Source organism: Thiothrix unzii (assembly GCF_017901175.1).
In the GTDB taxonomy this organism is placed as follows: domain Bacteria; phylum Pseudomonadota; class Gammaproteobacteria; order Thiotrichales; family Thiotrichaceae; genus Thiothrix; species Thiothrix unzii.
The window spans coordinates 455945-470476 of record NZ_CP072793.1 but is presented as its reverse complement, the minus strand read 5'-3'; the positions used below and the strand labels follow the sequence as shown (position 1 = coordinate 470476).

The following is a 14532-nucleotide window of genomic DNA, read 5'->3' as shown; positions in this document are numbered from 1 at the left end:
CGGAACGTACCCCACCAAAGTTAGCTGCAACCGTTCCGACCGGAATGGTTTGTCCTGCATAAGATCCTGAATAGAATTTATCGCGAATTTTTAACTGATGTTACGCAGCCCTAAGCACCTGTAGCTCATCAAAAGCGCCCCGAATTGCCTTGGCGTAGAGCTTTGAACGCAAGGCAAAGTGGTTAAGATGCTTGCTGATGGTCAAACACTCCATTTTGAAGACGGCGACGATGGAGGCGAATAAGTGATTCGCTTGTGTTTTAGCGGTGTGGGCAGGGGATTTCGCAAAGGCAGCATTGGATTTGAGCGATTTATGGAAGACCTCGACTTTCCACCGTTTTTGGTAGGTTGTCGTGATTTCGTCCCACTCTGCTGCCAAGCGGCTACAGACCAGATACAAAATGCCGCTGCTGCCGTCTTTGTTCGTAAAGACTTGCCGGGCGAGCTTGACGGGGAAGGTTAGCCCCTTCAACCAGCCCTTGATGGCTTTTTGTTCTGTCCATACCAATTGGTCGAGTCGTGTGTAACGTTTTGCCTTGCTGTCTACTTCGCTCAATGCCACTAATCGGTTACTTTTCAATGCCATAATGAAGTCCTTTTGCCGTTTCTCCTTGATGTGTTCCATATTCTCGGCGGAGGCGAACCAAATGTCGCTCAACACCCATGAAAATGTCAGTTGGTTTTGAATGCAGGTGTCAATCATGGAGCGCATTTGCTCATTTTTGGTGACATCGCTGCACCGCTTTTCTTGGCGTGTATTGATGTCACAGAAACGGAACGGTTTCCGTATCAGTTCAAATGCAACAGGAATGGATGCACCATTGCTATGATATAGACAGTTTAACAAGTTGATTCCCTTGATATTACGCCCTTTGCAGTGGTCGTAATGCCAACAAATTAGATCGTTTTCGTCCATGTAGGGCTTTTCTTGCACCGTATCGTCGATGATCAGGATGCCATCGGCTGATTCGACCTCCCTGACGGTCTTTTTTACCTGTTTCCACAGGTCTTTCGAGGTGTACTCATCTCCCGAAAGAAAACGACTGATCGCATCGTGGCTAATTTCGCCGTCCAATAATTGGGATAAACCCGTTGCTGTGGCGTAGCCAAAGGTCACGGTCAGGTAGTCGGTGTAGAGGTCAAGACGTGTTTGATTCATACCTGAAATATAGTCGAGGAGAGGTCGGACTGCGTAACATCAGTTTTTAAAGGTACGGCAAAACGTATTTGATGCCCAGGGTCAAATGCAATTCCAGCCGCTTTTGCAGTGTCACTCAAGCGGGCGCGGGCTGCGTTAACGTTATCAATACCACCCGGAACTTGACTCGGATCAGTAAACCAACCACCAGTAGGTGCGGCATCATCACAACGTGCGGCACGCGCTTTGCTCCAATCCCCTCGGTAACGTCCCGTAGTAATATCATAATCCGTTGTGCCATCGTGGTTGCGATCAATCGGGTCATCACCCGTCAAATCAATGTGTGCATACTCCACCACATAATTACGGTAGTCAAAACCATTAGGTGCATACGTACCCACATACGCATAAGTACCCGGCGTAGCCGTGCCACCCGTGTCACTACGATCAGTCAAGCGTTGCACAGTATTATCAAACACATCGCAAGCTACTGGATTTTGCAGGGCTTTCGTACCATTATTCAAAAAGTACACAAAACCAGCATATGCTTGCTCCGGCTCCATTTCACCGTCACCGCCATGATAAGACGATGGGCTAGTATGAATGTAATTAGTCACCGAGTTATCGACATTCTTGACATTCCGCTTATCAAAACTACCGGCAACTGTTAATAAATATTGTGTGGGGCCTAAACGGTTATTGCCGCGTAACCCATTCATTTGTGCCCCATCGTACCCTGGCTCGACATCTGTACCGTAGTTCGAGACACCTGACATACTCTGCGGGTCAAAGCCACTCAATACACTGGACAGATAAACACTACCTTGGTCATTCATCACCCCGTCGGTCATATCAATCGAACGGAAAGGGATGAAAAACTGCACGCGGTAATCAGCGGCATAATAAGGGCCCGCTGAATAATCAACACCACCAAAACCTAAAGCCGGGTAATGCGTACCGGATAAATCAACATTATTTAACGTTGCGGTAAACGCTACAGAGGTCGGATCAGCCGGAGTATCTCGTACCAACTGACAAGTTCCAGAATTCAACGCATGGTATTTATAAGAATAGTTATCAAACGAAGAGTAATAGCTTTTGCTACCAAATACTTCACCACCCCATTGCGAGGGGTTATCTCTACATTCTGTGACATAAAACTCTAACGGAAAATCTGCGCCATTCTCGGCTAATGCTGTCGCCTTAAAGGTATCTTTAAACTCAATCGGCTGGGTAACTGCCTCAATACCCGTTTTTCTGGCAGCCGCCAAACGAATTAAGCTATAGGTGTAATAACCTGCTTCGTTGTCCGCAGTATTAATAACGCCATCACCGTTCAAGTCTTTAACAGCACGCACCCCCGTATCCGCATTATAAAAACCGTGCGTGGTATTAATAGAGTGCACCAAGTCATAAGCAGGCTGTGCTGAAATCTTAATGGGGCCAACATCAGCATAGGAAGCACCTGCCGCATTCTCAGTAACGCCGTCATCCGCGACCGAATAGACCCGCTGACTAGAGATATAATCTGATCCGTTCCATGACTTACCTGAAATTTTCACGTTAACCGTCAGTGACTTCTGCTGACCTTCACTGAATTCACCAAGGTTACAGGTTAACTTCCAACTGCCATTTCCGTTATCCACAATACCAGATGCAGGTTTACTCCCCCCACCAGCTTTAGGGGTACAGGCAACTGGCAAGCTATCAAATTGAACGACTGCATTCGTGCTCGGCTTGATAATTTGCTCCAGCACCACATTCTTTAAATTAGGCGCACCGGGAACATAGCCATCAGCGGTAATCGACCAAATGTGGCTCACCGAATCTTGGGTACGCACCACGCCGTTGCTTTCACCGCAGTCCTCGCCGTCAATATCTTGATCAGCATCATCAGCGCAAGCACCCAAAACCTTGAATGGTGCAGTACCATCAATCGTACCGGGACCAAATCTGCCAATAGTGACGCTCGGCGCAGCATTCGCCAACGCAGGAAGTAGTAGCAAGATTAAGCACAGCCAAAGGATGCGCAACCCAAGCGAGGAAGGAGGATGAGACATGAGGAACCCCTGTTCTTATCGTTTTATCAGTCAGCCAGCATTAAGATTTTTTATATACTCGAATATTGTCCCATAGTTTCAAACTGGTGGGCATAAAAAAGCCGGAGCGAACCCGGCATTTCCGATAAACGGTACTAATAGCTAAACGCTGCCTGAATGAATCAGCAACGCTTTCAGAGGCCATGATGAAAGCTGGAGAATGCAGCTTAACAGTGCTATATTCGAGACCATTGTTCCTACATCATGAGAGAACACGATGCAAGTTGTTAATATACGTCAATTAAAAGCCAATCCCTCCGTCGCTTTGCGTGAAGCCAAGAATGGGCTGGTAATGGTCACAAACCGTGATAAGCCAGACTCCTTATTGGTTAGTATGGAGCAACTTTCTGGCATACCCAACCTCGCACAAGTGCAATTAGTGCTGGGTGTGGCATTGTTTCGAGACAAGCTACTTTCTATTTCCGCAGCCGCAAAAGTCGCAGGAAAGTCGCTCTCAGAAATGTTATCCATAGTTTCAGCGATGGGTATCCCTGTCGTCGATTATTCGACACAAGAAGCCGAAACCGAAGCCCTGATGATTGAAAAACTCGTTCAGGAACATCAAGAAAAGTCGAAGCTAGAAGCTGCATGAAGCCCGTGGTTGTTATTGCTGACGCAAGCCCCTTGATTGCACTCGCACGGATTCAACACCTTCACCTGTTACGTGAAATATTTACCGATGTTGTGATGACGGAAATTGTTCAACAAGAAGTGTTATCGGGTGGAAACTTTGCGGACTCAGTAGCGATCAGAGCAGCCATTCAGGAAGGATGGCTGCAAGTCTGCCATTCACCCAGTGATAATGACGGCACACACTTGGAATGGCTTGATCCGGGAGAAAGAAGCTCTATTTTACTGGCATTAGAATATCAACGTAACAGACACACACCCCGTTTAGTCATTGATGAAGCCAAAGGGCGTGCCGCCGCTCAAAATCTCTCACTGGAACTGATCGGCAGCGCAGGTATTATTGCAACCGCTGCTCGCTTAGGACTGATACCCCAAGCTCGCCCCTTGCTGGAATCACTTCGTGCATCAGGTTACTACCTCTCTCAAACGGTGATTGAGTTAGCATTAAAATCTGCGGGGGAGTAACAAGCGGAGTTTACCCACCATTACCCCCAATAAAAAGCCGGAACGAATCCGGCTCTTTTCAATAAACGCGAGTCTAACCCTAACGCTTAAGACTGTGGCTGCGCTTCTTCTGCGGCGATGTCCGCGTGAACTTTCGCCATATCCAAACTGCGCACCTGCGTAATCACTTGCTCCAACTGGCTTTCGCTCAACATGCCCGGCTGTGCGAATAACACCACTTGCTCGCGGAAAATCATCAGCGTAGGAATCGAACGGATCTGGAAATGTTCTGCCAGATCTTGCTCTTCTTCAGTATTCACCTTAGCAAACACGATGTCAGAATGGTTTTCTGAAACCTTTTCATAAATCGGTGCGAAAGAACGGCATGGCCCACACCAAGGAGCCCAGAAGTCGATAATCACGATGTCATTCTGGGTGATGGTTTCCTCGAACGTTTGCGAGGTAATTTCTTCAGTCGCCATAGCTAGTTCCTTATATAAAATTTAAGTTGGTTCGCCCCAACGGGGCATTAATTCGTGGGCAAGCCCCAGATGATCGAGTACCCGCGCCACCATGAAATCCACCAGTTGCTCAACGCTCTGTGGGCGGTTATAAAAGCCCGGATTGGCAGGCATGATAATAACCCCCATCCGCGCCAGTTTCAGCATGTTTTCCAGATGAATCTCGGAAAACGGGGTTTCGCGCACTACCAAGATCAGCTTTTTGCGCTCCTTCAAGGTCACATCCGCCGCCCGCTCAATCAAGTTGCGGCTGCTACCACAGGCAATCGCGGAAAGCGTACCCGTGGTACACGGGCAAACTACCGTCGCATCCGCCACCGCACTGCCGCTGGCGATGGGTGCTGTCCATTGTTCGCGCTCAAATACCTGCAATTGATCCGGTTGCGCAGCGTACAACTGGGTAAAATACGCCTGAATTTCACTCGCACGCCCCGGCAAACGGTGCTCAGTTTCCATATTCACCACGATTTGCGCCGGACGCGACAGCAGCAAATACACCCGATGCCCCGCGCGGAGCAAACACTCCAGCAAGCGCAAACCGTATTGCGCCCCAGATGCCCCGGTCATAATCAGTGTAATGGTCAAAACAAATCCCTATTCAGCCAATCCCGCCAATAGCTTGTCATGGATGCCGCCGAAACCGCCATTACTCATAACCAGAATATGGTCTCCCGCTCCCGCTAGTTGCGCCACTTGCGTCGCCAAGGCATCAATATCTTGCACTAATTGGGCTTTTTCACCGATTTGCGCCACCACATCCGCTAAATCCCAGCCCAAACCTTGCGGTTGATACAGCAGCACCACGTCAGCCGCCTGCAACGCCGTTGCCAATTGCGCCTTGTGCGTCCCCATCCGCATGGTATTGGAACGCGGTTCCAGCAAGGCAATAATCCGTGCCGCACCCACTTTTGCCCGCAATCCCGCCAAGGTGGTAGTAATCGCGGTCGGGTGATGCGCAAAATCGTCGTAAACCGCCACATCGCGCACCACACCACGCAATTGCATCCGCCGTTTCACACCTTTAAACGCCGCCAATGCTTCGACCGCATGAGCAACCGGCACACCTGCATGACGCGCCGCCGCAATCGCCGCCAACGCATTGTTTACATTGTGTTCGCCCAGCAACTCCCAACGTACCACGCCTTGCGCCTGTTCTTTGAAAAACACCTGAAATTCACTGCCATCCGCCTGCAAATAGTGTGCGCGCCAATCGCCATCCGCAAACGTTTCCACTGGAGTCCAGCAACCCATCGCCAAGGTTTCTTTGAGGTGCGCATCGCCACCATTCACCACTGCCAAACCGCTACTGGGAACCGTGCGCATTAAATGATGAAACTGGGTTTTAATCGCCTGCACATCCGGGAAAATATCCGCATGATCGTATTCAAGATTATTTAAAATAACGGTGCGCGGGTGATAATGCACAAATTTAGAACGTTTATCGAAAAATGCAGTGTCGTATTCATCCGCTTCCACCACGAAAAACGGAGATTCACCCAAACGCGCTGACACCCCAAAATTTTCTGGCACACCACCGATTAAAAAACCGGGCTGCAAACCTGCGTATTCCAGAATCCACGCCAACATACTCGCGGTGGTAGTTTTACCATGGGTTCCGGCAACCGCTAACACCCAGCGTTCGCGCAAAATCTGCTCGCCTAACCACTGCGGCCCCGACGTATAAGGCAAGTTGTGATCGAGCATGTGTTCCACCACATCTAAGCCGCGCTTCATCACATTGCCGACCACAATGGCATCCGCATCCGCCGGTAAATCTTGCGGCAAATACCCCGGTATAATCGCGACACCCTGCTCTGCCAGCATGGTACTCATCGGTGGGTAAACATTGCTATCCGCACCCGTTACTTCATGGCCTTGCGCCCGTGCTAATAAGGCAATACCGCCCATAAATGTGCCGCAAATACCCAGAATATGAATTTTCATGCTTATCCTTTTTGATTTACAGGGTATGACGTTGAATCACTTCAGCCAATGGCAATGGCTTGGAAATGCCGTAACCTTGCCCGTAATCCACACCAATGTCGCGCAAAATCCCGATAATTTGTTCATTTTCGACATACTCTGCAATCACCTGTATGCCCATCAAATGCCCAACCTGATTAACTGAACGCACCATTGCCTCGGCGATACCATCAGTGGCAATGTCTTTGATAAAGCTACCATCAATTTTTAAATAATCGACCGCCAAAGTCTTCAAGTAGCTAAAAGAGCTTACCCCTGTGCCGAAGTCATCCAAGGAAAAACTGCAACCCAAGCCTTTTAGGGTTTCAATGAATTTTTGTGCCAGTTCCACATTGTGAATCGCCACCCGCTCAGTGATTTCAAAACACAACATTGCCGGACTGATACCCGCCTGACGAATTTCTTCCAGCACGAATGGCAAGAAATCAGGTTCATCCAAGCTCTGCCCTGATAGATTAATCGCAAATACCGGGCGCGGCACTTTTTGGGTAATTTCCTGCAAAGCTTGCAATAAATTCCGCACTACCCAACGGTCCAAACGCGGCATCATCGAATAATATTCAGCGGCAGGAATAAATTCATCGGGGGAAATCGGCTGATTATTTTCATCATAAAGCCGAATCAGCACTTCGTAATGCGTAAACGGCCGTTTGAAGGCTTGCGGTTCTAACAGATGAATAGGCTGGGCTACCAAACGGAAATTACCGCCTTCAAAAGCTTTTTTCAAACGCCCCAGCCATACCATATTGCCACGGTGTTTGAGAATTTCCTGGTCATTCGGCTTATAGATATGGATGCGATTACCACCCTTATCCTTAGCTACCCGACACGCGGCATCGGCTACTGACAGCACCCGATTCGGCGTACCTAATGTTTTGTATAAAGGCACAAAAGCAATACTGGCAGTAACTTGATGACGTGTTTTATTCCACTCAAATTCGTAATTTTCTAAACGCTGACGAATTTGTTCCGTGGCACGTGCAGCAACCGCCGGTTCGCTTTCTTGGAATAAAATACCGAACTCATCACCGCCCAAACGCGCCAACACATCACGACGCGGATCCACTTCTTCTTTAAGAATGCGCGAAATACGTTCAATCAACACATCCCCTGCACTATGCCCCAGCGTATCATTCACGAGTTTGAACTGATCCATCGACACCAAACAGAAAACGTGTTTAACGCCATGCTGACGCACCTGATCAATAGCCACTTTTAAACGCGATTCAAAACTCTTGCTGTTTAACAACATGGTTTGTTGATCGTGCATTTCCAAGTGATCTAAACGCAATTGCAGTGCGTACAATTCGGTTTGGTCACGCAACAACAATAAATACAGCGGTTGCTGGGTATCCGTATACACAAACGGGCGCACTGTGTAGGACACTTGTAAGGCATTAATTCCCGAGGCATTGAGCAAAGCATGGCCTGATTGTGGGCGGACATCGCCTTGCGCCGCATTAAGCCATACCATAGATTCTAAGGTAACGGGATTAACTAAGGTGAATAATTCGCTGAAATGCTTGCCGCGCGCACTGCGTAATTTGTATTTAAGGATTTTTTCGGCAGCCGGATTGACGAAATCAACAATACCCCGTGCATCCACGAGCACCGCCGCTTCTAACGTATCCGTTAAAACGTAAGACAAGACACTGTATTGCGCCCATTGCAAACGGGCACGAGAACGCTGTCGGGAAATAAACCAAACAGCAAGCGGAAGTAATAGGGCAACGGCGAGTAATCCGTAGACTAATACACTGCTTTGTACTGGAAGACCGAGGAGTTCCATTATTCAAACCCTCAGCTAAATGAAGGTAAAACCGGTAAGCCAAAACAGCATTACCGGCCTCCCTGCCATGACAGCAGAATCAGAGTTTTTCTTTGATACGCGCAGACTTACCAGTACGACCACGCAGGTAGTACAACTTCGCACGGCGTACATCACCGCTACGTTTTACTTCAATGCTGGCGATGCTGTTGCTGTATGTTTGGAAAACACGCTCAACACCTTCACCGTAAGACATTTTACGTACTGTGAAAGCAGAGTTCAGACCACGATTACGCTTGGCGATAACAACGCCTTCGTATGCCTGTTGACGCTCTTTATCGCCTTCTTTAACCCGTACTTGAACGATGACTGTATCACCCGGATTAAACGCGGGGATAACTTTCGTCATTTGCTCTTGTTCAAGCTGCTGAATAATCGTGCTCATGATAATCCTCTAATGAAGTTCTGTACTTCTATCTAACTCGTTTATGTACTCGTCCAGCAGCACACGCTCACTGTCCGTTAACTGTCGCGCCTGTAACAACTCTGGCCTACGTTGCCAAGTTCTACCCAAGGCTTGCTTTTTACGCCAGCGGGCAATATCGGCATGGTTGCCACTTTTCAAAACGGCGGGAGCCACTAAACCTTCCAAATTTTCTGGTCGAGTATAATGCGGGCAATCCAACAATCCGTCAAAAAAAGAATCCTGAGCGGCAGACTCGGCATGACCTAATGCCCCCGGTAATAAGCGGGTAACAGCATCAATCAACACCATCGCACCCAGTTCACCACCGCTTAACACGTAGTCACCTACTGAGCACTCCAGATCGACTTCCAGCGCGATAACACGCTCATCAATCCCTTCGTAACGTCCACACAACAAGATCAACCCTGTCTGTGCTGCCAACTCGCTCACCATCGCTTGATTCAGAAGCCGACCTTGCGGACTCAGGTAAACGACCTTCCCCGGATTTTCCCGACGAATATCGCGTATTGCCTGAAGCAAACAATCCGCCTTCATCACCATTCCCGGCCCACCGCCATACGGTCGGTCGTCTACGGTACGATGAACATCCTGCGCATAATCACGCGGATTCCATGAATGCAAGCTGATAATGTCGCGCTCCACTGCCCTACCCGTAACGCCGCTTTCAACCACCGCATTAACTAAAGCAGGAAACAGCGTAATGACATCAAAACGCATGGTCATTTAAAAGTCGGGATCCCAGTCCACCACAATGATGCGGTCATCTAATGACACCGACTTAATAACATCACCCATAATCCAAGGAACTAAACGCTCCCGCTCACCGTTCACGACCATGACATCATTGGCTCCGGTTTCAAACAATGCATCCACCACCCCGAAATCAACATCCGTGTCAGTCACAACACGCATACCTTTCAGGTCTGCCCAATAATACTCACCGTCGCGCAAGCTCTGTAACTGCTCACGTGGAATGGCAATTTCACACCCTAACAAACGCTCTGCTTGTTCGCGCGTATCAATGCCCTGCAACTGAGCCACAAGGATTTTACCTTGTGCTTGACCAACCAATACTTTGAAAACCTGCCACTCACCCGCAATACGCAAAAACCAAGGGTTATACCCTAAAATGCCATCACGCTGTTCAGTGTGTGAAAAGACCTTCACCCAACCTTTAACACCGAAAACACCGGCAATCTTACCTAGTATAATCATGTCCGGCTGGGACATGGGTTAAGCCGCTGCCTGCTCTGCCGTTTCTTTCAACAGCTTGGCAACACGTTCTGTCGGCTGTGCGCCACAACCCAGCCAATAAGTTGCACGATCCTGCTCAATGTGCAGACGCACTTCTTGACCACGGGCAACCGGGTTAAAGTAACCAATACGCTCAATATAACCACTGTCACGTGGCTTACGCTTATCGCTTACAACGATGTGATAGAAAGGACGCTTTTTCGCGCCGCCTCTTGCCAGACGAATGTTGACCATTACAAAACCTTAAAATAATACCGTTAACATAGGGCAGTCTACCCACCCCGAAGTAAACGCGGAATTGTACGTTAATTTCAGAAAAAGTGAAGTATTGATTACATTCTTAGGAAAGAAAAAAGCCCCCGACTTAAGCGGAGGCTTGGCAAGACAGAAGGATTAACTACACATCAACGTGCTGATGCGTACTTCATACCCCGACTGGAGCGCGGGAAATAACGGTAGTGACCGCTAATAGGCATCTGGAACAGCACATCTTCAATCTTCTCACCTTCGGCAATGTTATGCACCACCAAAGGACGATCAGGATCTGCGGTCGATTTACGATCAACGATAATACCAATATGCTCTTGATCACCACCAAGATTCCACGTCACCAAATCACCGGGGCGATAGTCACGCGGATTAGCACTCACAGGAACCCGTGCCCCGTGGCGAGTGAAAAACGCCTTCAGATTATGTACCCGGCGATGATCAATATTAGGATCCGGCGCATTCAAACCCCACTTTGGCAAGTTCGGGTAAGAATAAAAATTGCGCGACATATCTTCATGCACCAAACGCTGAAGATCGACCCCCAACTTACGGTAGGAACGAATCACCGTATCCGTACATACCCCAACATTTTGCGGAACATCCCCATTCGGATAACCAATGGGAATGTAACGACCATCGTATACAACACGGTGTCGCAGCCGGTCTAAAGCTGCATACGATAAACGTTCCGGCGTGGCTAAACCCTGCTTAGCCGACGGGGAGCGTTTCATGTTAAACGAATGACCACTATCCGAACTTTGTGTTGAACAACCACTAATATTGCCCAAGACTACAGTGCTAACCACCAACATTGCCAAACTGACACCAGACAGACTTCTCATCTACCCCTCTCTTGCTTATGCAACTGAAACACTACACTCAATAAAAAGAGACCTTCAAGAAACGCCATCTAATAATAGTTGTATATTCAGCGTTAGCACTGAGTCTAACCATCCCAAATGATACCCAAGCTTAATAAGTTGGGCATTCTGCACGGAACGGTTCTTTCACTACACCCCAACGGAATGGTAACGGGGCATTAGGATCAGAACTCAGCGAACCTGCATCCACGTTTTGACGTAACTCACGTAAGGTCATGTAATACTCTTCACCCAACGTCATTTGCACCATACAGAAATCATTCAAATGCTTCATTTCTGATTGTGGCGGCTGATCGTTAGAGAATACTGCCTTTGCCCAACGTGCAGGCTGTGAACGACTATCAAACCGACCAACTCGATCCAAGTGGCGACGAATGGAGTCAAAGAACATTTTCAAACGCTTGTCACGACCAGGTGTGGAGTGATCATCATACTCACGTGCATTCATACAACGACGACCTTCGCCACGAATTTTCTGCAAATACCACAGCGCATCGTAAACGTAGACGCTACGGTCATTCGCGTACATACACAGGGCAAGCAATAAACGCATGGTTTTTTCATCGGGTTTTTCTTCACGCTTACCTAATTTTTTGGAAATAATATCGGTAAATGCCACGTAATCGAAGTTCAACTCAGCCGCCAAACGGAACTGCTCTTCACTATACCCCGGCTGCGCTGATGCAGGCTTACCAAGATTCTGTGGCTGTTTGAAACGGCGATAACCATCACCCAAACGCTTATCTTCAGGCACGTAGAATGGGAAAGAGGGAGTACGCAATAAATAACGCGCTTGTTTAGGCGTAGTTGAGGCCATGACCTCAGCGATACCAGCATCTGTTACTTCAACAATTTGGTAGGAATGCACGCCCGGCGCGACATACACGTCACCCGGCTGAATATCATTTAAAGCAACAGGATAGGTGTCGTTACGCAAGGATTCACTACTGGTCATATCGCCAACATAATCCATGAAACGGCGCACACGTTGCGGAGGTGACAAATTATCCCACGTCTTCATGCGATTACTAACGACCTGTCCAGCTTTATCGCGGTTATTAATCACGAAGGGCAGACGGTGTTCAAATGCGAAAATCAACCGCATGGCATAAACCGCATCCGCGCAATCGTTTTCGTATTTGTAGTAAACAGGCTTGGAAGGATCCATGAAAATATCATCTTTCCAGTTAGTTCTCACCCATTGGCGATAACGCCCTTCCCACAGATCATCCCATTGATTCTCTTCCGCCCACACATCTGCTGAGGCAGTGGATGGCAAGAAAGTTAGCAGGGCAAGTAATACACAAAACAAACTGAATATTCTTTTCATGGCTACAACTTGATAAAAAATTTAGTAAACGCGCTAGGGCAACATTGATGCAGGCGCAAAAGAAGACACACTACCCGCACAACGCGATGACTAGGTTAGAGTGCATTACGCGGGATTTCAACCAAAAAAATGCCCAACTGATTAACAATTGGGCATTTGGACAAATATCGTATTTGTCATACCAACAAGAAACCTAGTAATAGCCTAGATTACTTCTGGTATTGCTGCATGGTAGCCTTAGAAGCGTCGTCAATAGCGACTGGACCTTTGTAGTTCCCTTTAGCTTTCACTTGTGGCACAACAACTTTCTGCTTCGCGCCTGCCAAGCAACCGTAAGTGTGCTTATGGCCTGGATCTTTGTAAGGGTGGCTGTGCCATTTGCTCATAGCACAATCCGGTGCTTCTGGATGCTGGTGGCAATTTTTATCTGATTTTGGATCGCACGCTTGACCTGCGGTGCTACCACCTGTGCTGCCACCATCGGTAGAAGCAGTCTGCTGGCTTGAGCCGCCAGCGGTTTGTTGCATTTGCTGACAGCCCGTCGCAAACATACCAGCAACGATAATCGCTGCGAGAGTGAGTTGGGATTTGATTTTCATCGTATTGATCTCTTTCGTTGTTTAAGGGAAAGCATTTCAGAGTGTAGCAAAGAATTCTGACTTTTCTTGCCTGACACAAAAATAAATTTAGCACGGTTTTCCATAAAAACCGACAATAACAGGGAAATTTCTTTTAAAAACTCCACCAATCGCATGGATTAATCAAAATCACTAATAAGCACCAAAAAGAAGCATGTTGCAACACACTTTCAAAAAAAAACCCCTACCGTTACCGATAAGGGTTTTGAATGCTTAGGTCAAACCTTAGCGTTGATACTGTTGCATCATGCCACGGGAAGACTGATCCATCTGCACAGCACCCTTATAGTTGCCTTTTGCTTTAATTGGCGGAACTTTAATAGGTGGCATTGCGGGTGGGCGTTGAACAGGTGGACGTTGAGCAGGCGGACGCTGTACCGGCGGACGTTGAACCGGCGTTTCAGGTGCTGCTGTTTGTTGGCTGGATGCAGTTTGTTGGCTGCCCGCTGACTGCTGTTGGCTACAACCTGTAGCAAATAAACCTGCAACTAGCAGAGTGGCAATTGTCAATTTTGACTTTAATTCCATGGCTTTGGCCTCATTTCATAAAAGAACGTATGTTCAGAAAAAGTTATCTGAGTGCAAGCAAGGATGTCCCACCTCACTCACACACGCCTTATAATCTAGTACAAATCCGCACTAATCGCCGATAAACGGTAAAACTTTCCTATTCAACGGATAAAAAAAAGCCCCTTGCCGTAAAGCAAGAGGCTTTGGATAGGCCATCCGAGGATGGCTAACCCCACAAGAATTACTTCTTGTACTGTTGCATAGCAGCAGCAGCAGCAGCGTCTTGTGCGACTGGGCCCTTGTAGTTGCCTTTAGCTTTTACTTTAGGAACCATTGGAGCTTTTGCAGCAGGAGCAACAGGAGCGGTAGCAGCAGGAGCAGCTTCAGCAGTTTGCTGTGCGGAACCAGTAGATTGCTCACCAGCAGCTTGTTGTTGGCTGCAACCAGAAGCCAGCAGACCAGCGAACAGCAGGCCAGCGATAGCGATTTGTGATTTCATGTTCATAGTCAAACTCTCTCACGATTAACAAAAAAAAGGGAATCTTGAACCGGATCAAAACCAACCCGGAACATTAAAGG

Annotated in this window: 17 protein-coding genes; 2 read left to right on the top strand and 15 right to left on the bottom strand. The window is 48.0% G+C overall.

Annotated features, from left to right (window positions below; all coding sequences use genetic code 11):
* Positions 1-100: 100 nt before the first annotated feature.
* Both J9260_RS02640 and J9260_RS02635 read right to left on the bottom strand, forming a co-directional pair.
* Entirely contained in the window at positions 101-1159 is a 1059-nt protein-coding gene (locus tag J9260_RS02640; RefSeq protein ID WP_210217672.1) for an IS701 family transposase, read from the bottom strand.
* On the bottom strand, positions 1156-3198 hold the full coding sequence (locus J9260_RS02635) for a hypothetical protein (RefSeq protein WP_210219510.1): 2043 nt from the start codon (positions 3196-3198) through the stop codon (positions 1156-1158). The genes J9260_RS02640 and J9260_RS02635 overlap by 4 nt, the downstream gene beginning before the upstream one ends.
* A gap of 256 nt (positions 3199-3454) precedes the next feature.
* Between J9260_RS02635 and J9260_RS02630 the strand changes: the two genes are divergently transcribed.
* Together J9260_RS02630 and J9260_RS02625 are read left to right on the top strand one after the other, a co-directional pair.
* The gene (locus tag J9260_RS02630; protein WP_210219509.1) at positions 3455-3829 is read left to right on the top strand and encodes a UPF0175 family protein; all 375 of its coding nucleotides are present in this window, start codon (positions 3455-3457) and stop codon (positions 3827-3829) included.
* Positions 3826-4332, top strand: coding sequence for a PIN domain-containing protein (locus tag J9260_RS02625; RefSeq protein ID WP_210219508.1), 507 nt, complete (start codon positions 3826-3828; stop codon positions 4330-4332). The genes J9260_RS02630 and J9260_RS02625 overlap by 4 nt, the downstream gene beginning before the upstream one ends.
* 86 nt (positions 4333-4418) lie before the next feature.
* Here J9260_RS02625 and trxA read toward each other — a convergent pair whose 3' ends face one another.
* The 13 genes from trxA to J9260_RS02560 all read right to left on the bottom strand — a co-directional run bounded on the left by trxA (position 4419) and on the right by J9260_RS02560 (position 14458).
* A complete protein-coding gene (trxA, locus tag J9260_RS02620; protein WP_210219507.1) occupies positions 4419-4793 on the bottom strand; it encodes a thioredoxin in 375 nt (124 codons plus the stop codon).
* A 21-nt stretch (positions 4794-4814) separates the two neighbouring features.
* Positions 4815-5417 carry a UbiX family flavin prenyltransferase gene (locus J9260_RS02615; RefSeq protein ID WP_281419422.1) on the bottom strand — a complete coding sequence of 201 codons (603 nt, stop codon included), beginning with the start codon at positions 5415-5417 and terminating at the stop codon, positions 4815-4817.
* Positions 5418-5426: 9 nt separating this feature from the next.
* The gene (gene mpl / locus J9260_RS02610) at positions 5427-6776 is read right to left on the bottom strand and encodes a UDP-N-acetylmuramate:L-alanyl-gamma-D-glutamyl-meso-diaminopimelate ligase (RefSeq protein ID WP_210219506.1); all 1350 of its coding nucleotides are present in this window, start codon (positions 6774-6776) and stop codon (positions 5427-5429) included.
* Positions 6777-6792: 16 nt separating this feature from the next.
* Entirely contained in the window at positions 6793-8604 is a 1812-nt protein-coding gene (locus tag J9260_RS02605) for a putative bifunctional diguanylate cyclase/phosphodiesterase (RefSeq protein ID WP_210219505.1), read from the bottom strand.
* Positions 8605-8683: 79 nt separating this feature from the next.
* Entirely contained in the window at positions 8684-9028 is a 345-nt protein-coding gene (gene rplS, locus J9260_RS02600) for a 50S ribosomal protein L19 (RefSeq protein ID WP_210219504.1), read from the bottom strand.
* 9 nt (positions 9029-9037) lie between these two features.
* Complete coding sequence (gene trmD / locus J9260_RS02595) at positions 9038-9787, bottom strand: tRNA (guanosine(37)-N1)-methyltransferase TrmD (RefSeq protein WP_407058184.1); 750 nt, start codon at positions 9785-9787, stop codon at positions 9038-9040.
* Positions 9788-9793: 6 nt separating this feature from the next.
* Entirely contained in the window at positions 9794-10300 is a 507-nt protein-coding gene (rimM, locus tag J9260_RS02590) for a ribosome maturation factor RimM (protein ID WP_210219502.1), read from the bottom strand.
* A 3-nt stretch (positions 10301-10303) separates the two neighbouring features.
* The gene (gene rpsP / locus J9260_RS02585) at positions 10304-10558 is read right to left on the bottom strand and encodes a 30S ribosomal protein S16 (RefSeq protein ID WP_210219501.1); all 255 of its coding nucleotides are present in this window, start codon (positions 10556-10558) and stop codon (positions 10304-10306) included.
* Between the two features lie 170 nt (positions 10559-10728).
* Entirely contained in the window at positions 10729-11436 is a 708-nt protein-coding gene (locus J9260_RS02580; protein WP_210219500.1) for a DUF1287 domain-containing protein, read from the bottom strand.
* Positions 11437-11566: 130 nt separating this feature from the next.
* Positions 11567-12805: a hypothetical protein gene (locus J9260_RS02575; RefSeq protein ID WP_210219499.1), complete on the bottom strand. Its 1239-nt coding sequence runs from the start codon at positions 12803-12805 to the stop codon at positions 11567-11569.
* Positions 12806-13014: 209 nt separating this feature from the next.
* Positions 13015-13404: a hypothetical protein gene (locus J9260_RS02570; protein WP_210219498.1), complete on the bottom strand. Its 390-nt coding sequence runs from the start codon at positions 13402-13404 to the stop codon at positions 13015-13017.
* A gap of 264 nt (positions 13405-13668) precedes the next feature.
* Complete coding sequence (locus J9260_RS02565; RefSeq protein ID WP_210219497.1) at positions 13669-13971, bottom strand: hypothetical protein; 303 nt, start codon at positions 13969-13971, stop codon at positions 13669-13671.
* A gap of 223 nt (positions 13972-14194) precedes the next feature.
* Positions 14195-14458, bottom strand: coding sequence for a hypothetical protein (locus J9260_RS02560; RefSeq protein WP_210219496.1), 264 nt, complete (start codon positions 14456-14458; stop codon positions 14195-14197).
* Between the last annotated feature and the right edge of the window lie 74 nt (positions 14459-14532).